Here is a 21,283-nt window from a genome sequence, read left to right as displayed (position 1 = left end):
CGCTACCTCAGTTACGCCGTCGGGAGCAGGTGGAAGCCGACGCCGCGGACCGCGTGGATGGTGACGGTGGCGCCGAGGTTGGCGAGCTTCTGGCGGAGCCGCTTCACCACGGAGTGGATGTGCGACCCGTGGCCGAGGTGCTCGTTGCCCCAGACGGCGTGGTGCAGGTGCTGGTACGTCCAGACCCGGCCGGGCTCCTCCACCAGGCAGTGCAGGAAGTCGTGCTCGAGCCGGGTCAGGGGGACCTCGCGGTCCTTCCACCGCACCACCCGGCGATCGACGTCCAGGTACAGCTCCTCCTCCAGCACCGGCTCGGGTTCAGGGGTGGGCACTGCCATGATCTGGGCATGCTGCTCGGCGATGGGCAGCACGGTCGGGGTCAGCACGACCGGTCCGGCCGACGACGTCACCCCGGTCAGCGCGAGGAACGTACGAGCCTGCTCGGCACTCGATACCAGCAACAACGCGTCCGCCCCACCCAGCAACCGTGCGAGCTGCACCCGCTCGGCCGTGGACGTGGCCACACCGATGATCAACGACGAATCCGACGGCCTCTCCATGCGCGCCCCTCCCCTGTCGACCCCGACCCGCACTAAGTACGGTTTACGGCGGGAAGTAAGTCAAGGGATTCCCTGCGCGGGGGCCTGGCACAAATGCGAACTGTCCAAGACAGGACAGGACCACTGAACCGAAGAACCGCCGGCCGGCCCAGGACGGTGGGCGCGGCCGGCGGTCGGGTCGGCGGTTCAGGTGGTGTCAGCCGATCGACTTCACCGCGGTGATCAGCGTCCCGTCGGAGGTGTCACCGGACAGCTCCCAGAAGAAGGCACCGCCCAGTCCCTGGGTGTTCGCGTACGACATCTTGCCGCGGATCGTGTCGGGGGTGTCGTACCCCCACCACTGCCCGTTGCAGAACGCGTACGCCGTTCCGCCGACGGTCCCGGTCGACGGGCACCGGGTCGAGATCAGCTTGTAGTCCTCGATCCCGGCCTCGTACTTGCCCGGCGCCGCACCGGTAGCGGCGCCACCCGGAGCAGCCTGCGTGACGCCGGTCCATCCGCGGCCGTAGAACCCGACGCCGAGCAGCAGCTTCGACGCAGGGATGCCCTTCGCCTTCAGCTTCTGGATCGCCGCGTCGCTGTAGAAGCCGGGGGGCGGAATCCCGGAGTACGACGTGAGCGGCGCGCGGTGGCGACCAGCAATCGGATTCGCATGTCGTTACCTCCTCAGGGGGCGGTGAGGGAACTGTCCGCACCCTACCGAGTACTCCAGGTTAAGAAAAGAAGACATTCGAATAAAAATGGTCTCGTGATCATCGCGACGCTCCCGTCGGTGCTGTGCAGTCGGGGCGCCAAGCGGAGTAATGTCCACGCGCACGGTCACTCTTGACCGCACCCGACGGAGGAACAGTGCCCGGATTCGTTCGGCGGCCGGTCGTCGTCTGGCTGCTGGCAGCACTCGCCGTACCTGTGCTGCTGACCGCTGTGCTGATTCCGTCGATCGCGGACACCGAGGATGACCAATCCGCACCAGCGGCACAGACCTCCAGCAGTACGCCCTCCCCCACCGAGGCACGCACCGAATCGTCGATGCCGCCGTTCGAGGTGGGCCGGACGGACAGCTCGATCCGGGTCCGCACCGTGGTCAAGGACCAGGCGGTCAAGGACGCGATCGCCACCGACGTCGACCAGGTGCTCGGCCCGGACCGCGCCTTCGACAACCGGATCACGGTCGACGCCGCGACCGGCCTGGCCGACGCCGCCGTACTCTCCTCGCTCCTGCACGCACTCGCGATCGGGACCGGCGACGCGTCGGTCCGGTACGACGGGACCACGGTGACGCTGACGGGTGAGGTGCCGGAGCAGGCGACCAAGGCCACCGTGGCCCGCGCCGCGGCGAAGGCGGTCCCGGGCGCGGTGATCGCGGACCAGATGCAGGTCCCGGCGCAGAAGCCGGAAGTCAGTGAGCCGTGCCGGACCTTCCAGAGCCGGCTGTCGGAGTTCACCCGGCAGCACACGATCATCTTCCTGTCCGGGACGTCGATCGTGAACAACGCCTCGAAGTCCTCGGTCGTGCGGGCCGCGACGCTACTCAAGTCGTGTCCGACGGTGCGCGTCGAGTTGGCCGGTCACACCGACAACCTCGGCTCCGCGGCCTCCAGCCTGCCGCTGTCCGAACAGCGGGCCGACGCCGTGAAGCGCGAACTTGTCCGGCTGGGCGTCGCCGCCGACCGGATGCTCGCCAACGGATACGGCGAATCCTTCCCGGTCGCGAGCAACGGCACCGCCGCCGGCCGGATCGCGAACCGCCGCGTACAGATCCGCGTGCTCTAGCGATCGGCCGCTGGTGCTGTCCGCGGGCTGTATCCGCTACCGTCGTCGGGATCCGTGGTCCGTAGATTCTCTAGGGGACTCCATGAGTTGGCTGATCGCACAGGTCTGGATCTTGCTGCTGGTCTCGTTCGTGCTCGGCAGCGCAGCGGCCTGGCTGGTGTACCGCCTCCGACCGTCGAAAGGCGCGCACTGATGAGCTCGCTGCTGCGGAACAACTGGCTGTGGTCACTGCTGGCGTTCGTGCTCGGCGCGGCGATCACCTGGGTCCTGCTCGACCGGCGCGTACCCGCCGGTCTCCCTGGGCCGGCGCCCGTCGCGGAAGAACCGGTCGAGGAGAAGGAAGCGGTCCTGGTCGGGGCCCGTGTCGCCGAGGCCGAGCGCCCGGCCACGCCCGAGCCGGTGTTCTCCCGGTTGATGGCACCAGGCCGGCCCGAAGAGCTGACGCTCTTCGACGCAGATCCCGACACAGACGCGACCGAGGCGCAGGTGCACGACGACGTACCGCCGGGACGGTACGGTGTGGGCTCGGCCGATGCGGTACCGCACCAGGGTCCGCCGGACGGGTTCACCATCAAGGGCAAAGCCCAGTCGATGCTGTTCCACACCCCTGAGTCGCCGTACTACGGCCGGACCAAACCCGAGGTCTGGTTCCGCAGCGAGGCCGACGCCGAACGCGCCGGTTTCACCAAGTACTCCCGCCGCCCGCGCAAGTCGGCGAACCCCGGGGAACACTGACGGTTCTCAGACGCCCTGTTAGGGCGTCGAGGCCCCTATTTGCCTGTACTGGCAAAAGACCGTCAGACTGACCTGCAACGCCTGGCCGGAACCGTCCATCCGACAGCGTCACCACATCACCGGTCTCCTCCGGATCCATCGCGCTGCCCCTCTCCGGACCCGTCCGCCGGAGTACGAACCCCGCAACGGGGGTACGGGAACCAGTGCATGTCCGGGCGAGCCCACCCATACACCGCCACCTGCCGTGGCGGCAGGCCGCTGTACCGCTAGGTTTGGAGACACCCGATGGAGGTGAGCGTGACCGACATGCTGCCGGAGCAGCACCACGGACTGACGAAGAGTGACCCGCTGTGGTTCAAGCGGGCCGTCTTCTACGAGGTGCTCGTGCGGTCGTTCAAAGACTCGAACGCCGACGGCATCGGCGATCTGCAAGGCCTGACCGAGAAACTCGACTACCTCGAGTGGCTCGGCGTGGATTGCCTCTGGTTACCCCCGTTCTACCCGTCGCCGCTGCGCGACGGCGGCTACGACATCTCCGACTACACCGGAGTGATGCCGGAAGTCGGCACGATCGCCGACTTCGCCGCGTTCATGGAGGCCGCGCACGCGCGCGGGATCAGGATCATCGTCGACTTCGTGATGAACCACACCTCCGACCAGCACCCCTGGTTCCAGGCCTCGCGGGAGGACCCCGACGGCCCGTACGGCGACTTCTACGTCTGGTCCGACACCGACGACAAGTACTCCGACGCGCGGATCATCTTCGTCGACACCGAACAGTCGAACTGGACCTGGGACCCGGTCCGCGGCCAGTACTTCTGGCACCGGTTCTATTCCAACCAGCCGGACCTGAACTTCGAGAACCCGGCCGTCGGCGACGCGATGATCGAGGCGCTGAAGTTCTGGCTCGACCTCGGCGTGGACGGCTTCCGGCTCGACGCGGTGCCGTACCTGTTCGAGACCGAGGGCACCAACTGCGAGAACCTGCCGCGCACCCACGAGTTCCTCAAGCGGGTCCGCAAGGAGGTGGACGCGAACTACACCGACCGCGTCCTGCTCTGCGAGGCGAACCAGTGGCCGGCCGACGTGGTCGAGTACTTCGGCGACCGCGACTCCGGTGGCGACGAGTGCCAGATGGCGTTCCACTTCCCGGTGATGCCGCGCATCTTCATGAGCGTACGGCGCGAATCGCGGTTCCCGATCTCGGAGATCCTCGCGCAGACCCCGGAGATCCCGGACACCTGCCAGTGGGGCATCTTCCTGCGCAACCACGACGAGTTGACGCTCGAGATGGTCAGCGACGAGGACCGCGACTACATGTGGGGCGAGTACGCCCAGGACCCCCGGATGAAGGCCAACATCGGCATCCGCCGCCGGCTGGCGCCGCTGCTGGACAACGACGTGAACAAGATGGAGTTGTTCACCGCACTGCTGCTCAGCCTGCCCGGCTCCCCGATCCTGTACTACGGCGACGAGATCGGCATGGGCGACAACATCTGGCTCGGCGACCGCGACGGCGTCCGGACCCCGATGCAGTGGTCGCCGGACCGCAACGCCTCGTTCTCCACCGCCACACCGGGCAAGCTCAGCCTCCCGGTGATCATGGACCCGGTCTACGGCTTCCAGGCGGTCAACGTCGAGGCCGAGATGGAGAACGCCTCGTCGCTGCTGCACTGGACCCGGCGGATGATCCAGATCCGCAAGCAGCACCCGTGTTTCGGCATGGGTAGCTTCACCGACCTGGGGGGTTCGAACCCGAGCGTGCTGTCGTACGTACGCCAGTTCGGTGACGACGTGGTGCTGTGCGTGAACAACCTGTCGCGCTTCCCGCAGCCGATCGAGCTGGACCTGCGGCAGTGGCAAGGGGTGGAGCCGATCGAACTGCTCGGCGGGGTGCACTTCCCGACCATCGGGGAGCTGCCCTACCTCCTGACGCTCGGCTCCCACGGTTTCTACTGGTTCCGGCTTCCGGTCGCGAAGCCGGCTGACCATGAGGAGAGCATTTCGTGACTTCCCTTCTGGACCAGGTCCAGTCCTTCTGCGCGAGCCAGAGGTGGTTCGGCGAGAAGGGACACGACGTCCATGTCGACGCGATGGCCACCTCGGTGTGGCTGTCCGAGGCCGGCGTCTGGCCCGCGGTCCGGATCGGGTTCGTCTACTGCGCCGGTCCGCCCGGGTCGGAAACCCCGATCCGGGTGTACCAGCTGCCGCTCAGCTACCACCGGGCGCCGGTCGAGAACCTCGGCCATGCCCTGGTCGGTGAGTGGGAGGAGCCGGACCTGGGCGGCGCCCGGGTCTGGGTGTACGACGCGTTGCACGACAAGGAAGCGACGCCGTACTGGCTGGAGGGCCTGACCCACGGACGACAGCTGGACGGGGTGGAGTTCCACCCGGTCCACTCACCCGACCGGAGCACCGTCGTACCGGAGGGCGCGCAGTCGCTGGTGCTCACGGTGGAGCAGAGCAACACGTCGCTGGTGTTCTCGGACGTGGCACTGCTGAAGGTGTTCCGCCGGCTCGAGCCCGGGAGCAACCCCGGCGTCGAGATCGAGTCGGCGCTCACCGAGGCCGGGTCCGAGCTGGTTCCGGAGGTGCTCGGATCGGCGCGCGGCTCGTGGCCGCGGGCCGGCGGCGGCACCGACAGCGGTGAGCTGGCGATGATGACGGCGTTCCAGAAGAACGCCACCGACGGCTGGTCGTTCGCGACCTCGTCGGTGCGGGACCTGTACGCCGAGGCCGACCTGCACGCCGAGGAGGTCGGCGGGGACTTCGCAGCCGAGTCGCACCGGCTCGGCGCGAGCACCGCGCAGGTCCACTCCGAGCTGGCCAAGGCGCTCGGCACGGACATCTGGGAGCCGTCGAAGCTGGTCGAGCACGCAGCGGCGATGCGCCGCCGCCTCGACCTGGCCGCCACGGCTATCCCTGAACTGAGGCCGTACGCCGACGGTCTGGCCCGCGCGTTCGACGCGCTGGCGGCGCTCGACCAGCCGGTGACGGTGCAGCGGATCCATGGCGACTTCCATCTCGGTCAGGTCCTGCGGACCATCGACGGCTGGAAGCTGATCGACTTCGAGGGTGAGCCGGCCAAGTCGCTGATCGAGCGGCGGGCGCTGGACACTCCGGTGAAGGACATCGCCGGGATGCTGCGATCGTTCGACTACGCGGCCCGGTCGCTGCTGGCCGACCACGAGGGCGACCAGCAGATCGCCTACCGCGCGGCCGAGTGGGCGAGCCGGAACCAGCGGGCCTTCTGCGACGGGTACGCCGAGGTCGCGGGCACCGATCCGCGCGAGCAGGACGTGTTGCTGAGCGCGTTCCTGGCCGACAAGGTGATCTACGAGGTGCTCTACGAGGCCCGGAACCGGCCGACCTGGCTGCAGATCCCGCTCTCCGCGGCGGCCCACTTGGCCGAAAAGTAAGACCCACACAGGCTTCGCCTGGGTGCGGTGAATGCAGACTCGATCGGGCAGGATGGGGTTCATGGGAGCGAGCGAGCACGACGCCATGGAGGTGCCGGCCGTACCGGCGGAGAAGCCTGTCGTGACAGCGGTTCCGGTGGACCGGACAGTGCTGGAGCGGCTGGTCGGCGGGACGTACCACGACCCGCATCAGGTCCTCGGACCGCATCTCGGCGAGCACGGCGTCACGGTCCGCGTGCTGCGCCCGTTCGCCCAGATGGTGACCGTCCTGTACGACGGCCAGCGGCTCGACCTGCGGCACGAGTTCGAGGGTGTCTGGGTCGGCGTACTGGTCGACATCGACAAGGTGCCCGACTACCGCCTCGAGATCACCTACACCGACGGCCCGGCGATCGAGCTGGACGACCCGTACCGCTACCTCCCGTCGCTCGGTGAGGTCGACCTGCACCTGATCGGCGAGGGCCGGCACGAGCAGCTGTGGACTGTCCTCGGCGCCCACGTGCGCCGGTACGACGGTCCGGCCGGGGCAGTCACCGGTACGTCGTTCGCGGTCTGGGCCCCGGGCGCGCGGGGCATCCGGCTGACCGCGGACTTCAACTTCTGGGACGGCCGCGCGCACCCGCTGCGCTCGCTGGGATCGTCCGGTGTCTGGGAGCTGTTCGTCCCCGGCGTCGGCCCGGGCACGCGGTATAAGTTCGACATCTGCGGCCGCGACGGCGTCTGGCGGCAGAAGGCCGACCCGATGGCCAACCTGGCCGAGACTCCCCCGGCGAACGCTTCCGTCGTGCACGAGTCGTCGTACGAGTGGAACGACGCGGCCTGGCTGGAGCGGCGGGCGGCGGCGCAGCCCTACGCCGAGCCGATGAGCGTGTACGAGGTGCACCTCGGCTCCTGGCGGAAGGGGAAGTCGTACCGCGAGCTGGCCGACGAGCTTGTTGCCTATGTCAACGAGATGGGTTTCACCCACGTCGAGTTGATGCCGGTGATGGAGCACCCGTTCGGCGGCTCCTGGGGCTACCAGGTGACGTCGTACTTCGCGCCAACCTCGCGCTTCGGCGAACCGGACGACTTCCGGCACCTCGTCGACGCGCTGCACCAGGCCGGCATCGGCGTGATCGTCGACTGGGTGCCGGCGCACTTCCCGAAGGACGCCTGGGCGCTGGCTCGATTCGACGGGACGCCGCTGTACGAGCACCCGGATCCGCGCCGCGGCGAGCAGCCGGACTGGGGCACGCTGGTCTTCGACTTCGGCCGGCCGCAGGTCCGCAACTTCCTGGTCGCGAACGCGATCTACTGGGCCGAGGAGTACCACATCGACGGGCTGCGGGTGGACGCGGTCGCCTCGATGCTCTACCTGGACTACTCCCGCGCCGAGGGCCAGTGGGTGCCGAACCAGTACGGCGGCCGCGAGAACCTGGAGGCCGTCTCGTTCCTGCAGGAGATGAACGCCACGCTCTACAAGCGCGTCCCCGGCGTCATCACCGTCGCCGAGGAGTCGACCTCGTGGCCGGGCGTCACCCGGGCCACGCATCTGGGCGGGCTCGGGTTCGGCTTCAAGTGGAACATGGGCTGGATGAACGACTCGCTCCGCTACCTGGAGCACGAGCCGATCCACCGGCAGTACCACCACCACGAGCTGACGTTCTCGATGATGTACGCCTACTCGGAGAACTTCGTGCTGCCGCTGTCCCACGACGAGGTTGTGCACGGCAAGGGTTCGTTGCTGCGCAAGATGCCGGGCGACCGGTGGCAGCAGCTGGCGACGCTCCGCGCGTACCTGGCGATGATGTGGGCGCACCCGGGCAAGCAGCTGCTGTTCATGGGCTCGGAGTTCGGCCAGGAGTCGGAGTGGTCCGAGAAGGGCGAGCTCGACTGGTGGCTGCTGGACCACTCGGACCACCGAGGTCTGCAGCAGCTGGTCCGCGACCTGAACGGCGTCTACCGCGACACCGCCGCCCTGTGGCGGACCGACCACGCGCCGGAGAAGTTCAGCTGGATCGACGCGAACGATGCGAGCAACAACATCTTCTCCTTCGTCCGGTACGGCGACGACGGCGAACCGACGATCGCCTGCGTGGCGAACTTCTCCGCCGTACCGCACCACGGCTACCGGCTCGGCCTCCCGTACGGCGGCGAGTGGGCGGAGGCGGTCAACACCGACGCCGACACGTACGGCGGTACGGGCGTCGGCAACTTCGGCTCGGTCCAGGCTGACGGACCGGAGTGGCACGGGATGTCGACCAGCGCCGAGCTGTCCGTCCCACCCCTGGCGACGCTGTACCTGCGGTACACCGGGTAGCGTTCACGGGGTGACCGCCGAACCTCCGCTGACCGATGGTGAGCTGACGCTGCGACTGTCGCAGCAGGATGGCCAGGTGATGACCTTCGACGTCTCGCTGGCCGGCCCTCTGGGCACTGTCGAGGTACGGCGGACCGCTCCCGGCGCCGGTCTGGTCTCGTGGGCTCTGGAGGGTGGACCCGAGGTCGCGCAGCGTGCTGTCCGGCTCGTGACCGAGTACGCCTTCGGTGAGCTCGGCCTGGAGCGGTTGCAGGTCCAGGTGGATCCGGAGCTGCGTGCGTCTGCCCGGGTGGCGATCCGGTCCGGTTATCGGCGCGAGGGCGTACTACGTGGCGGCGCGTTGGTTGATGGTGAGCGCCGGGACGTGGCGGTGTACGGGATGCGCAGCGACGACCCGCGCCCGGACACAGTGCTGGGCTGGACCTCGTTGATGGACTCGACACTGCCGAAGAAGCGCGTCATCGCGCATGTGGTGGTGCGGGACACGTCCGGCCGAGTGCTGCTGTGCCAGGTCAGCTACAAGAAGGATCTCGAGCTACCGGGTGGCGTGGTCGAGCCGGACGAGGATCCGGCGACCGGTGCGTCCCGTGAGATGGAAGAGGAACTCGGGGTCGCCCTGCCGCTGCTCGGCGTACTCGCGATCGACTGGCTGCCGCGGTGGGAGGGCTGGGGCGACGCGATCGAGATCCTGTACGACGGCGGCGTCCACGATCCGTCGCTGCTCGACTCGCTGAGCCCGGACGGCTTCGAGATCCTCGGCCTGTCCTGGCACGCCCCGGACGCGCTGGAGGGGCTGGTGTCGCCGCTGAACGCACGCCGGTTGCCGCAGGTCTTGAAGGAGCCGTCCATGCTGCACAACCTGCGCGACGGTGCGCCGATCAGACCGGCAGGCGATTGAGGTCGGCCACACACCAGGCGTAGTGGCCGTCCTGGGCGTTCGCGTCGTAGATGGTCGCCGTGGTGATCGCGTACGCCGCGCGGTACAGGTGCATGCGCTCGCGGTCGTGGCCTAGCTTCTCGAAGCGATCGAGCAGCAGGGCGTCGAGGCGTCGAGCCTCCGGTCCGTACATGTCGAAGAACCCGGCGGCGAGCGCGGCGTCGAAGGTGTCGTCGCCGGCTGTGGAGTAGAAGCCCCAGTCCAGCACTGCCGCCGTCCGTGAGCCGTCCATCAGCAGGTTGGGCGGGCAGATGTCGCCGTGGACCACACTCAGGTTGTCCAACTCGATCTGCTCGAGCGCTGCGGTGAGTCTCGCCAGCAGACTGGTGAAGTCGGCGACGTCGCGTTCGAGGTGCTGCGCCGACTCCGCGGCGCGGCGTCGTACGAGGGCTGCGAGCGCCTCGCCCCAGGACAGTCCGTCACGCCAGAATGGCTGGTTGAGCACCAGCAGTTGCTGACTCGCGGGACCGGCTGTGGTCGTGCCGAGCGCCTCGACGACGGCGACGAACGCATCGAGGGCGTCGTCCTCGGGGAGGTTCGCCTCGTGCATCGGCGTACCGGTCAGCTTGTCCTCGACGGTGACGGCCAACCCGTTGCCGTCCGCATGGATCTCACGGATCCGCGGCGTACGGAACGGAAGGATCGGCAACTCGTCCAGGAACGCCTGCATCGGACGTACGTCGTCCGGCCGCCGATCGAACCAGATCTTGCGCACGCGGCCGTCACCGAGGTCGTAGACGGCGCCTTCCATGCCCTGCCCGATCAGCTCCACCAGCGGAAGTCTGCCTGGATCGGGGCGGCCGGTCCAAGTGGATTACTTCACGAAGCGGATGGTCAGTGGGTAGCGGTACTCGGTGCCGCCCGCGGCCGCGACGGTCGCCAGGATGATGACGATCAGCGCCGCCACCGCGCCGATCAGGATCAGCGGGACGATGATCAGTACGCCGAGGCCGAACGTGATCAGGATCAGGATCACCGCGACGGCGGTGTAGATGAGCAGCGAGAGCTGGAAGTTCAGCGACTCCAGCGCGTGCTGCCGGACGAAGTCCGACCGGTACCGGTAGATCAGCCAGATTACCAACGGGCACAGGAATCCCATCGCGAACCAGGCCGCGACCAGAACCCCGATGTGGGCCACCATCGCCCACGTCCGCTCCTCCGAGGCCGACAACGGCGGCCCGACGTTCGGCGCACTCATACTCCAGTCAAGCACGGCCCGCACGCTCCGTCACCGATTCCTTTTCGCGCCGCCCTGGTCTGTACCTGTGCAGCGATTGTCGAGAGAGGACACCAGTTATGGCGAGCAAGCAGTCGGAGGCGGTCAAGGCGCACTGGGCGGCGGCCCGGGCCGGGAGTCCGGAGGCGGCCGATCAGGAGGCCGCTGACCACGGGTGGGCCGTGCTGACCACCGAGCCACGGGGAGTCGACTACCTGTCGGTCGAGGAGCTTCCCGCGGTGTGGATCGTGCCTCATGGCGCTGCATCGGATCGGGTGTTGTTGTGTCTGCACGGTGGCGGGTTCATCAGCGGGTCGATGTACTCGCACCGGAAGATGTTCGGTCACCTCGCGAAGGCGGCCGGCGTGCGGGCGCTGGTCGTGGACTACCGCTTGGCGCCGGCGCACACGCATCCGGCACCGGTCGACGACACGACAGCGGCGTATAAGTGGCTGCTCGATCAGGGATTCGCTGCTCAGCGGATCGCGATCACCGGGGACTCGGTCGGCGGCGGGCTCGCGATCACGACGCAGTTGCGCGCCCGGGAGCGCGGCCTGCCACTGCCTGCCGCGGCCATGCCGTTCTCACCGGCGGTGGACTTCGAGGCGACCGGGACGTCGTACGACACCAATCGGGACCGGGACGCCTTCTTCCATCGGGACCTCGTGCGCGGGCTCGCCGGGATGTTCCTCGGGCCGGACGATGATCCGCGGGACCCGCTGGTGAACCCGCTGTACGGCGACCTGACCGGGCTCGGGCCGATCTACATCCAGGTTGGCGGGGACGAAGTACTGCTGGACGACGCACACCTGCTCGCCGCGGCGGCCGAGAAGGCCGGGGTCGAGGTGCGGCTCGACGTCTTCCCGGACATGCAGCACACCTTCCAGATGGCCGCCGGCCGCGCACCCGAGGCGGACGACGCGATCGAGCGCATGGCGGCCTGGGTCCGCCCGCACCTGGGGCTGACAGACTGATGCACGATGTCGACGTCCAAGGAGCCGCGATGACGGGCGAGTCCGAATTTGCTCGTCGTACCGAACCGTTCCGGAAGGAACTGCTGGCGCACTGCTATCGCCTGATGGCGTCGGTCGACGAGGCCGAGGATCTCGTCCAGGAGACCTACCTGCGGGCGTGGCGATCCTTCTCGACGTTCGAAGGCCGCTCGTCTCTGCGGGTGTGGCTGTATCGGATCGCCACCAACGCATGTCTGACCGCGCTCGAGCAGCGTGGCCGGCGAGCCCTGCCCTCCGGTCTTGGCGCTCCCAGTCAAGACCTGTCCGGTACTGCGCCTTCGCTGCCTGACGGGGTCACCTGGGTGGAACCGATCCCGGATGCGTTGGTGATCTCCTCCGATCCGGCCACGATCGTCACGACCCGCGAGAGCCTGCGGTTGGCGCTGATCGCTGCGCTGCAACACCTTCCGCCGAAGCAGCGCGCCGTACTGATCCTCCGCGAAGTGCTCGCGTTCCCGGCTGCTGAGGTGGCGACGATGCTCGACACCTCAGTGGCCGCGGTCAAGAGCACCTTGCAACGGGCGCGCGCCCGTCTGGACGAGACCGCACCCGCGCGTGGCGAGGTGATCGAACCGAGCGATCCGCAGGCACAGGCGCTGCTCGCCGAGTACATCGCCGGCTTCGAGAACGCCGACACGGCCGCCCTCGAACGCGCCCTGCGCACCGACGCCGCGCTCGAATTGGTCGGGAGCCCGGCCTGGTTCAACGGCCGGGTCATGTGCCTCCGCGTCCTCGACGACGCGGTCGGCAAGGCAGGCGACTGGCACATGGTGCCCACGCTCGCCAACGGCCAGCCTGCCGCCGTCGCCTATCTCCGCTCGTCCGACGGCGGCCCACACGAGGCCCTCGGTGTCGCTCTGCTGACCCCGACTGCCTCCGGGCTGACCCACATCCACGTCTTCAGCGATCCTGAGCTCGCTCGCCGGTTCGGCTTCCCGCTCACGTATCCGCAGAGTTGATCAGCGTGGACTCGGCCCAGCGGCTGGTGCTGATCAGCGCGAGCGCCAGAATGCCGAGACCCAGCCCGAGGACCGGCCACCACAGGATGTGTTCGGCGCGCGTGAACGCTTCAGGGTTGAGGGCTGTCGTCGATCCGACGATCGTGCCGGCGATGGCCACCCCCAGCGTGGTGCCGGTCTGGCGGGCCGCCGAGGCCACGGAGGCTGCCAGGCCGGCCATCGAGGTGGGCATGCCGGAGACGGCTGTGTTCGTGATCGGCGGGTTGACCATGCCGAGGAAGAGGCCGAACAGCAGGTAGATCGCGAGTACGACGGGCAGCGGCGTGTCCACGCCGATCGCCTGCGACGCCGCCGCTCCCAGGGCCAGCGCGCTGCCGGCGATCACCAACGGCAGGCGCGGTCCCCGGGTCCCGACGATCCGGCCCGTGGACGGCGAGAGCACCAGGATCAAGCCGCCGACGGGCAGCAGCGACAGGCCGGCGGTGACGGCCGAGAGTCCGCGGATGTTCTGCAGGTACAGGGTTGTGACGAACAGGAAGGCGCCGAATCCGCAGAGCGCGAACAAGGCCATCAGGATCGCCGAACTGAAGGGCACGCTCCGGAACAGCCTCAGCTCCAGCAGCGGCTGCTGCCTGCGGCGCTCGTAGGTCAGGAGCCCGATCGCCGCCAGTACCGCCATCACGAGCAGTCCGAGGATCAGCGGTGAGGTCCAGCCGAGCTTCTCCGACTCGATGATCGCGTACACGAGTCCGCCGAGCATCAGGACGACCAGCACCTGTCCGATCGGGTCGAAGCGCCGTACCCTCGCCGCGCGGGACTCCGGAACGAACAGACCGGTGCAGATCACCGCGGCAACCACGATCGGCACATTCACCCAGAAGATCGACTGCCAGCCGAGACCGTCGACCAGTACTCCGCCCAGGATCGGGCCCAGGGCCAACGACAGACCGGACATCGAACCGAACACGCCGATCGCCCTGGCCCGCTCAGTCCGGTCCGGGAACGTGGTCGCGACGATCGCCATCGCCACCGGGTTGAGCATCGTCCCACCGACAGCCTGCACCGCCCGCGCACCGATCAACCAACCGACGCTCGGCGCCAGGCTGCACAGCAGCGAACCGATCCCGAACACCACGAGCCCGATCTGGAACACGCGCTTCCGCCCGACCCGATCGGCCGTCGAACCGGCCAGCAACAGGAAGCTCGCCAGCACCAGCGTGTACGCATCGACCGTCCACTGCAGGTCCGCCACCGAGGCGCCCAGGTCGGTCCGGATCGACGGCAGGGCGACGTTGACGATGGAAATGTCCATCACCACGACGATGATGCTCGCGCAACACACCGCCAGCACCGCCAGCCGCCGCCCGCGGCTCAGCTCGGTCGAGACGTCGTTCGCAACCGTTGAGACACTCATACCCTCGACGCTAGGATTTAGAGCGTGCTCGAAGTCAACAAGCAATCAGGCGAAGCGAAAACGCAGCCGGCCGAGGCCGGCGGGCCGACTGCCGAGGCCGGCGGGCCGACTGCCGAGGCCGGCGGGCCGACTGCCGAGGCCGGCGGGCCGACTGCCGAGGCCGGCGGGCCGACTGCCGAGGCCGGCGGGCCGACTGCCGAGGCCGGCGGGCCGACTGCCGAGGCCGGCGGGCCGACTGCCGAGGCCGGCGGGCCGACTGCCGAGGCCGGCGGGCCGACTGCCGAGGCCGGCGGGCCGACTGCCGAGGCCGGCGGGCCGACTGCCGAGGCCGGCGGGCCGACTGCCGAGGCCGGCGGGCCGACTGCCGAGGCCGGCGGGCCGACTGCCGAGGCCGGCGGGCCGACTGCCGAGGCCGGCGGGCCGACTGCCGAGGCCGGCGGGCCGACTGCCGAGGCCGGCGGGCCGACTGCCGAGGCCGGCGGGCCGACTGCCGAGGCCGGCGGGCCGACTGCCGAGGCCGGCGGGCCGACTGCCGAGGCCGGCGGGCCGACTGCCGAGGCCGGCGGGCCGACTGCCGAGGCGGGTGGGCCGACTGCTGAGGCGGGCATCAGCATTGCCGAGGCCGCCCGGCGTACCGGCGTGAGCGTCCACACCCTGCGCTACTACGAACGCGCCGGCCTGGTCGTCACCACCGTCGACCGCACCGCCGGCGGCCGCCGCCGCTACCACCAACTGGACCTGGACTGGATCAAGATCTGCACCCGCCTCCGCGCCACCGGCATGCCGATCCGAACCATCCGCCAGTACGCCGAACTGGTCACCGCCGGCCGCGGCAACGAGAAGGAACGCCTGGCCCTCCTGGAGTCCCACCGCGCCGAGGTACTCGCCAAACTGGCCGACCTCCAGGACAACCTGGAACTCATCGACCACAAGATCGACGTCTACCGCGGCCGCCTCGAAGCCGGCACCGCCGACCGCCTCTGGGCCCCGACGCCCGACAACTGACTGCGACGCACGATCAGCCTGCTCGACACAATCAACGGCCGCACAGCCGACCGGACTCAGTCGCACGGGCCACCCAGGCGACCCGAATCAGCCGCACAGGCGACCGGGCTCAGTCGCACAGACCGGCGCGCCGGTGTGCAAGGAAGCGGCGTTCGGTCTCGTTGGCGGTGAGGGTGATCGCTGAGTCGTAGGCGTCGGCCGCTTCGTCGACTCGCCCCAGGCGGGCAAGCACATCAGCTCGAGCAGCCGGCAGGTAGGCGTACGCCTTCAGGGCCGGTTCGTTGCTCAAGGCGTCGATTTCGGCGAGGACTGCTTCAAGGTCCGCCCCAGGCACCAGGCTGTGCGCGGCAGCCCGGTTGAGCGCCACGATCGGAGTCGGCCAGCTGACCATCATCGCGTCGTACATCCGGACCACCTGGGTCCAATTCGTCTTCTCCCACGACGGCGCGGTCACATGCAGCCCAGCAACCGCTGCCTGCAACACGAATCGTCCCTGACCACGATCCAGCGCAGCCGTCGCCCGCGACACTCCCTCCGCCAACATCCGCACATCCCACCGCGACCGGTCCTGGTCGGCCAGCAGGACCAACTCCCCGTCCTCGCTCAATCGCGCATCGCCTCGCGCCTCGGTCATCAGCAGCAGACCGAGCAACGCCTGTGGCTCCGTCTCCGTCGGCATCAACCGCACGAGCAGTCGCGCCAGCTCAACTGCCCGCCCGGTCAGATCCGCCCGAGTCAGGTCAGGCCCGGCTGCCACATGCCCAGCCGTGTAGACCAGGTGCACCACCGTCAGCACCGCATCCAGACGCCTGGACAACTCGTGGTCCGCCGGGATCCGGTACGGGATCCCGGCCGCCGCGATCTTCTTCTTCGCCCGGGTGATGCGCGCGGCCGCCGTCGCCTCGCTGATGAGCAGACCCGCCGCCACCTCCCGCGTCGTCAGTCCGCAGATCAGCCGCAACGTCAGTGCCACCTGCGAGTCCCGCGCCAAGGCCGGGTGGCAGCAGGTGAACACCAGCCGCAGCGGATCCGTCGGATGCTCGGCATCCCCCGGAGCGACCGGGTCCTCCACCAGCAGCGGGAGCTTCCGCCGCAGCGTGGTCTCCCGCCGCAGCCGGTCGAGCGCGAGCCGCCGAGCGACCGTGGTCAGCCAGCCACCCGGGTTCGACGGGATGCCGTCCGGCCACGTGCGCAGCGCCTGCACGAACGCATCCTGCGTGCAGTCCTCGGCCAGATCCAGATCCCGCGTCAGCCGCACGACCGAAGCCAGCACCGTGGACCAACTCTCCCGGTGCACTCGGTCCACCACCCGAGCGACCTCCACCGCCACGACCTCACTCACCCCATCTCACTCCCGCCACGCACGCGAGCAGACGGTCCAGCGGGCAGCCGAGCACCCCGAGCGCGCATGCACGACGGGCAGGCGGGTACGGCGGGTGGAGGAGTCCGCGTACCCGACTGCATGCCATGTCTCAGGCCCGGTCTCAGGCCGAGTCTCAGGCCGGCTCTGAGCCTGCCGAGGTGTCCATCACCGGGCGGACCTCGACGTTGCCCGACGGACAGAGCTTGGCCAGCTCGAGCGCCTGGTCGAGGTCGCGTGCCTCGATCACGTAGAAGCCCCCCAGGCCCTCCTTGGTCTCGATGAACGGGCCGTCGGTGACCAACGGCTCGGCACCCTCGCGGTTCTTGACCGTGCTCGCGGTACTGGAGCGCTCGAGCGCCTCGCCACCGAGAATCCGGGCGCCGGCCTTCTCGACCGCCTCGGCGAACGCGCCGTGCAGCTTCATCGCCTGCTGCCAATCCTCCGCGGTGACGTTGTCGTACCACTCTTCGCTGTCGAACAGCAGGAACATGTACTGCGCCATCTCTGGCTCCCTTGTCTCGGGCTTGTACTGGACATCTTGCTGACGAACGGCCCCGGGCGGAATCGACAGCGCCGACCACGAATCTCTCGGTCATGATTCGACCCACCTCACTGTGACGTGCCGGATACGTACAGCACCATCCTGGCGACCTCGCCTACCGTTGACCATGCACCGAACCTGCACTCAATAGGAACTGACCCGGCATTCTGGAGGAACTTGATGGAGCACCTCGACGTCCTGGTCGTCGGCGCGGGACTGTCCGGCATCGGTGCGGCCTATCGGCTCCAGACCCAGAGCCCCGACCGCTCGTACGCCATCCTCGAGGCGCGCGACAGCATGGGCGGCACCTGGGACCTGTTCCGCTACCCAGGGATCCGCTCCGACTCCGACATGTTCACGCTCGGCTTCCCGTTCCACCCCTGGAAGGCGGCGAAAGCGATCGCGGACGGCCCGGCGATCATGGAGTACCTCCGCGAGACCGCGAGCACCTACGGCATCGACCGCCGGATCCGCTACGGGCAGCGGGTCCTCAAGGCCTCCTGGTCGTCCGGCGAGGCGCAGTGGACCGTGGAGACGACCAAGGCGACGTACACCTGCTCGTTCCTGTATGTGTGCAGCGGCTACTACGACTACGACTCGGGGTATGTGGTCGACTTCCCGGGGCAGAGCGAGTTCCAGGGCCGGATCGTGCATCCACAGCAGTGGCCGGACGACCTCGACTACAGCGGTCAGCGAGTGGTGGTCATCGGCAGTGGCGCGACTGCAGTGACGCTGGTGCCGGCCATGGCGGGTACGGCGGAACACGTGACGATGCTGCAGCGGTCTCCGAGCTATGTGGCGTCCCGACCGGCCCACGACGCGTTCTCCGACCGGCTACGCGCCGTACTGCCCGAGAAGCTCGCACACCGGTTGATCCGGAGTAAGAACGTCGCACTGAGCACAGCGCTCTACAGCGCGTTCCGGAAGTGGCCGACGCATGCCGCGTGGCTCCTGAACAGTGCAGCGGCCAAGCAGCTGCCGGAGTCCATCCCAGCGGACCCGCACTTCACGCCCCGCTACAAGCCCTGGGACCAGCGGCTGTGTCTGGTACCGGATGCAGACCTGTTCAAGGCTCTGCGCAATGGTTCGGCCTCGGTGGTGACAGACGAGATCGAGACCTTCACCCAGACCGGGCTGCGCCTGCAGTCCGGACGGGAACTGCAGGCCGACCTGGTGATCGCCGCGACCGGACTCCGGATGGTTGCCCTGGGCAAAATCGAGCTCACGGTGGACGGGCGGTCGGTGGCGCCGCACGACACCTTCGTCTACAAGGGCATGATGCTGAGCGGTGTACCGAACCTGGCCTGGTGCATCGGCTACACCAACAACTCCTGGACGCTGCGCTCCGACCTGACGTCGCAGTACGTGTGCCGGCTGCTCAACCACCTCACCGAGACCGGCACCAGCATCTGCGTCCCTGAGATCGACCCGGCAGAGTACGACGCTCCGCCGCGTCCGGTAGTCGATCTGTCGTCGGGGTACATCAGGCGCGCCGCAGCGATCCTGCCACGCCAGGGCTCGACCGGCCCCTGGCGCCTCCGGCAGAACTACCCGCGCGACCTCCTGTCCCTCCGCTTCAAGCCGGTGGAGGACGGCACCATGCAGTTCAAGAGCCGGGCTACGGGATCGGTGCGGGCGGCTGAGGACCGACGTACGTCGCGATCGGGCGGATGATCTTCGGATCGGTGGCCTGCTCGAGGATGTTGGCGGACCAGCCGATCACGCGACTCACCGCGAACGTGGGCGTGAACATGGCACGCGGGATACCGCAGAGCTCCATCACCACACCGGCGTAGAACTCCACGTTGGCGTACAGGTTGCGACCGGGCTTGAGCTCGGCCAGTACGTCGACAATGCGCTGCTCCACCGTGGTCGCGAAGTCCACCAGGTCTCCCCCGATCCCCCGCGCGATGTCACGCAGCATCAGCGAACGCGGGTCCTCGGTCCGGTAGACCGCGTGGCCGAAGCCCATGATGCGGTCGCCGGCCGACACCTTCTCCCGCACCCACGAGTCGATGCGGTCCGGCGTGCCGATCTCGTCGAGACTGGCCAGTGCCCGGTCCGGTGCGCCACCGTGCAGCGGCCCGGAGAAGGCCCCGATCGCTCCAGCGATGGCGGAGACCACGTCCGCACCCGTCGACGCGATCACCCGCGCGGTGAATGTCGAGGCGTTGAACCCGTGATCGAGAGTGGACACCAGGTAGTGCTCGATCGCCGTTGCGTCGACCGCGCTGGGCTCGTTGCCAGTCACGAGGTACAGCCAGTTCGCCGCAGCGGTGAGATCGGCACGTGGCTCCAATGGCTCGAGTCCCTCGCGCAGCCGGTACAGCGCCGCCAGGATCGTCGGCGTCACCGCGCACACCAGCATCGCGTCGGCCTTCTGGCGCGCCGGATCGGCGTCCCACAACGGCGGAAGACGGCGTACGGCGGCCAGGAGTGACAAGGCTGTGCGCAGACCTGCGAGCGGGTTGAACACGGGACCCGCGGTCGCGATCGCGGGCAGGACGGCGCGAACCTCGTCGGGGAGCACCCGCAACGGCGCCACTTCGGCGATGAAGCGCTCCCGCTCGTCGGCGGTCGGGAGCTGCCCCTCGAACATCAGGAACCAGACGTCTTCGAGCGTCTTCGACTTGGCGAGATCGATCGCCGAGTACTGCCGATAGTGGTAGAAACCTTCCTCACCGCGCACGTCGCCGAGGGTCGTCTCGGTGACCACGACATTCCGAAGGCCCGGCGGAACATTGATCGTTGTTGACATACCTTCAGAGTTGACAGGCGATCAATGATTGTCAATATTGATCCAGTCAATGTAACCGCCCACGGGAGCGGGATCGACGCTCGGAGGAGCGGGGAATGACCCAGCAGAGTGACGAGAATTACCTGACCACGGCCGAGGTCGCGCGCCGGCTGAAGGTGAAGCCGGAGACGATCTACGCCTATGTGAGCCGCGGTCTGCTGACCAGCGTCCGGGCGCGCGGCCGCCGCGGGAGCTTGTTCGCGATCGCCGATGTCGAGCGCTTGGCCAGTCGGTCGGTCGAGCACTCGGGGGTGGTCGAGCAGATCGAGTCCGCGTTGACGCTGCTGGAGGACGACGAGCTGTACTACCGCGGTCATTCCGTGCGCGACCTCGCGATCAACTCGTCGGTCGAGTCGGTCGCGCACCTGCTGTGGACCGGCGAGCTGACCGCACAGCAACCCTTCCCCGCGCCGCGCGAATCCGTGCAGCTCGCGCGCGCTGCGATGAACGTGCTGCCGGGTTCCGCGCGCTTGACGGACAAGCTGCGCGTCGCCGTCGCTGCATTGGGTGCTGCGGACCCGATGCGATTCGATCTGGCGCCGCGGTCGGTGACCAGCGTGGCCGAGAAGCTGATCGGCACGCTGATCGCCGCCCTGCCTGGTCCGTCCGTGACGACGCGAGCGACGCTGGGCGCGCGGCTCTGGCCGAAGCTGTCGCCGCACCCCCCGCGCCCCGAGGTGCTGGAGGCCGCGATGATCCTGATGGCCGATCACGGCCTGGCTGTTTCGACGGTCGCCGCGCGAGTGGCGGCCAGTGCCCGGGCGAATCTGTATGCCGTGGTGTCTGCGGGGCTCGGAGCGCTGGACGGGCAGTATCACGGCGCTGCGCCCACACTGGCGTACGAGTTCCTGGAGCGGGCTCAGCAGGATCCGCTCGCCGCTCTCTCGGACAGGCTGCGGTCCGGTGAACCGGTGCCGGGCTTCGGACACCGGATCTATCAGGAACGCGATCCGCGCGCCGAGGTACTGGGCGAACTGCTCGGCGACCACCCGATCACGGAGACGGTGAGCGTGCTCGCGGCACGTCTACCGTCGTTCCCGAACAGCGATCTCGCCGTGGCTGCGATGATGCACGCCTTCGACTTCCGCCCCGACGCCGGCGACGCCCTCTTCGCGCTCTCCCGCATCATCGGCTGGACCGCCCACGCCCTGGAGGAGTACGCCGCCCCACCGCTGCGCTACCGAGCCCAAGGCATCTACACAGGACCCCCAAGCTAACCCACAGCGCACGCCGCCGGGCCTTGCCCGGCCGG

Annotated in this window: 18 protein-coding genes and 1 pseudogene; 11 read left to right on the top strand and 8 right to left on the bottom strand. The window is 68.6% G+C overall.

What is annotated here, in order from left to right; translation table 11 throughout:
* Positions 1-11: 11 nt before the first annotated feature.
* Both OG817_RS05840 and OG817_RS05835 read right to left on the bottom strand, forming a co-directional pair.
* Complete coding sequence (locus OG817_RS05840) at positions 12-560, bottom strand: winged helix-turn-helix domain-containing protein (protein ID WP_396393927.1); 549 nt, start codon at positions 558-560, stop codon at positions 12-14.
* A gap of 301 nt (positions 561-861) precedes the next feature.
* Positions 862-1,161, bottom strand: a pseudogene (locus OG817_RS05835) (glycosyl hydrolase family 18 protein); the annotation flags it as partial.
* A gap of 248 nt (positions 1,162-1,409) precedes the next feature.
* Here OG817_RS05835 and OG817_RS05830 point away from each other — a divergent pair.
* From OG817_RS05830 to OG817_RS05805, 6 genes are all read left to right on the top strand, one after another.
* Positions 1,410-2,333 carry an OmpA family protein gene (locus OG817_RS05830; RefSeq protein WP_406052660.1) on the top strand — a complete coding sequence of 308 codons (924 nt, stop codon included), beginning with the start codon at positions 1,410-1,412 and terminating at the stop codon, positions 2,331-2,333.
* A 192-nt stretch (positions 2,334-2,525) separates the two neighbouring features.
* Positions 2,526-3,068: a hypothetical protein gene (locus OG817_RS05825; RefSeq protein WP_406052659.1), complete on the top strand. Its 543-nt coding sequence runs from the start codon at positions 2,526-2,528 to the stop codon at positions 3,066-3,068.
* Positions 3,069-3,353: 285 nt separating this feature from the next.
* The gene (gene treS / locus OG817_RS05820) at positions 3,354-5,078 is read left to right on the top strand and encodes a maltose alpha-D-glucosyltransferase (protein WP_406052658.1); all 1,725 of its coding nucleotides are present in this window, start codon (positions 3,354-3,356) and stop codon (positions 5,076-5,078) included.
* Positions 5,075-6,487, top strand: coding sequence for a maltokinase N-terminal cap-like domain-containing protein (locus tag OG817_RS05815; protein ID WP_396393923.1), 1,413 nt, complete (start codon positions 5,075-5,077; stop codon positions 6,485-6,487). The genes treS and OG817_RS05815 overlap by 4 nt, the downstream gene beginning before the upstream one ends.
* Positions 6,488-6,548: 61 nt before the next feature.
* On the top strand, positions 6,549-8,786 hold the full coding sequence (gene glgB, locus OG817_RS05810) for a 1,4-alpha-glucan branching protein GlgB (protein WP_406052656.1): 2,238 nt from the start codon (positions 6,549-6,551) through the stop codon (positions 8,784-8,786).
* A gap of 10 nt (positions 8,787-8,796) precedes the next feature.
* Positions 8,797-9,684 carry an NUDIX hydrolase gene (locus tag OG817_RS05805; protein WP_406052654.1) on the top strand — a complete coding sequence of 296 codons (888 nt, stop codon included), beginning with the start codon at positions 8,797-8,799 and terminating at the stop codon, positions 9,682-9,684.
* On the opposite strand, the gene OG817_RS05800 is transcribed toward OG817_RS05805, so the two are convergent.
* Both OG817_RS05800 and OG817_RS05795 read right to left on the bottom strand, forming a co-directional pair.
* Positions 9,665-10,495 carry a phosphotransferase family protein gene (locus OG817_RS05800; RefSeq protein WP_406052653.1) on the bottom strand — a complete coding sequence of 277 codons (831 nt, stop codon included), beginning with the start codon at positions 10,493-10,495 and terminating at the stop codon, positions 9,665-9,667. The genes OG817_RS05805 and OG817_RS05800 overlap by 20 nt on opposite strands.
* Before the next feature lie 42 nt (positions 10,496-10,537).
* The gene (locus tag OG817_RS05795; protein WP_360440524.1) at positions 10,538-10,936 is read right to left on the bottom strand and encodes a DUF4870 domain-containing protein; all 399 of its coding nucleotides are present in this window, start codon (positions 10,934-10,936) and stop codon (positions 10,538-10,540) included.
* Positions 10,937-11,019: 83 nt separating this feature from the next.
* Between OG817_RS05795 and OG817_RS05790 the strand changes: the two genes are divergently transcribed.
* Both OG817_RS05790 and OG817_RS05785 read left to right on the top strand, forming a co-directional pair.
* On the top strand, positions 11,020-11,913 hold the full coding sequence (locus OG817_RS05790; protein WP_406052650.1) for an alpha/beta hydrolase: 894 nt from the start codon (positions 11,020-11,022) through the stop codon (positions 11,911-11,913).
* A gap of 29 nt (positions 11,914-11,942) precedes the next feature.
* On the top strand, positions 11,943-12,911 hold the full coding sequence (locus tag OG817_RS05785) for a sigma-70 family RNA polymerase sigma factor (protein WP_406052648.1): 969 nt from the start codon (positions 11,943-11,945) through the stop codon (positions 12,909-12,911).
* Here OG817_RS05785 and OG817_RS05780 read toward each other — a convergent pair.
* Entirely contained in the window at positions 12,892-14,325 is a 1,434-nt protein-coding gene (locus OG817_RS05780) for an MFS transporter (protein ID WP_406052646.1), read from the bottom strand. The two genes, OG817_RS05785 and OG817_RS05780, sit on opposite strands and share 20 nt — an antisense overlap.
* Before the next feature lie 24 nt (positions 14,326-14,349).
* Here OG817_RS05780 and OG817_RS05775 point away from each other — a divergent pair, with 24 nt between their 5' ends.
* Complete coding sequence (locus OG817_RS05775) at positions 14,350-15,330, top strand: MerR family transcriptional regulator (protein ID WP_406052644.1); 981 nt, start codon at positions 14,350-14,352, stop codon at positions 15,328-15,330.
* 109 nt (positions 15,331-15,439) lie between these two features.
* Here OG817_RS05775 and OG817_RS05770 read toward each other — a convergent pair whose 3' ends face one another.
* Positions 15,440-16,672, bottom strand: a complete 1,233-nt coding sequence (locus OG817_RS05770; protein WP_360440509.1) for a sigma-70 family RNA polymerase sigma factor — start codon at positions 16,670-16,672, stop codon at positions 15,440-15,442.
* A gap of 154 nt (positions 16,673-16,826) precedes the next feature.
* Positions 16,827-17,195 (bottom strand): YciI family protein, encoded by a 369-nt coding sequence (locus OG817_RS05765; RefSeq protein WP_396393915.1) that lies wholly within the window; start codon positions 17,193-17,195, stop codon positions 16,827-16,829.
* Positions 17,196-17,414: 219 nt separating this feature from the next.
* On the opposite strand from OG817_RS05765, the gene OG817_RS05760 reads away from it, so the two are divergent.
* Entirely contained in the window at positions 17,415-18,908 is a 1,494-nt protein-coding gene (locus OG817_RS05760; RefSeq protein ID WP_406052642.1) for a flavin-containing monooxygenase, read from the top strand.
* Here OG817_RS05760 and OG817_RS05755 read toward each other — a convergent pair.
* A complete protein-coding gene (locus OG817_RS05755) occupies positions 18,853-19,992 on the bottom strand; it encodes a citrate/2-methylcitrate synthase (protein WP_406052640.1) in 1,140 nt (379 codons plus the stop codon). The two genes, OG817_RS05760 and OG817_RS05755, sit on opposite strands and share 56 nt — an antisense overlap.
* Positions 19,993-20,087: 95 nt before the next feature.
* Here OG817_RS05755 and OG817_RS05750 point away from each other — a divergent pair, with 95 nt between their 5' ends.
* Positions 20,088-21,248, top strand: coding sequence for a citrate/2-methylcitrate synthase (locus tag OG817_RS05750; protein WP_406052638.1), 1,161 nt, complete (start codon positions 20,088-20,090; stop codon positions 21,246-21,248).
* Positions 21,249-21,283: the final 35 nt, after the last annotated feature.

Origin of the sequence: Kribbella sp. NBC_00889, assembly GCF_045207705.1 — a bacterium.
Lineage (GTDB): Bacteria > Actinomycetota > Actinomycetes > Propionibacteriales > Kribbellaceae > Kribbella.
The sequence above is the reverse complement of the archived record's forward strand: the minus strand, read 5'-3'. Positions and strand labels throughout refer to the sequence as shown.